Origin of the sequence: Halostella sp. PRR32 (assembly GCF_034808085.1) — an archaeon.
GTDB lineage: Archaea > Halobacteriota > Halobacteria > Halobacteriales > Natronoarchaeaceae > Halostella > Halostella pelagica.
The window spans coordinates 1-270 of sequence record NZ_JAXHGL010000130.1 but is presented as its reverse complement, the minus strand read 5'-3'; the positions used below and the strand labels follow the sequence as shown (position 1 = coordinate 270).

Annotated in this window: 1 pseudogene; it reads right to left on the bottom strand. The window is 65.6% G+C overall.

Going from position 1 to position 270, the window contains the following annotated elements:
- Positions 1-270 (bottom strand): annotated as a pseudogene (locus SM753_RS20640) (long-chain fatty acid--CoA ligase); the annotation flags it as partial.

Here is a 270-nt window from a genome sequence, read left to right as displayed (position 1 = left end):
GAGCGTGCCACCGCCGGAGATGAGGAACTCGATGTTCCCGCCGAGCGCCCCCCGGACGTCGCTGAACACGAGTTTGTCCGCGAGCCAGTACCGCGTCTTCAGTCCGGCGCCCGGGCGGTCCGCGCGGTAGTACTGGCGTGACACGTCCGTCGCACAGTTGAACACGCGTTCCTTGAAACTCGACTCCTGGGCTTGCTCGCGGATCGCTTCGTAGATCTTCTCGTACACGCGCGGAACGCTCGTCGCCATCGTCGGCTCGACGGCCTGGAA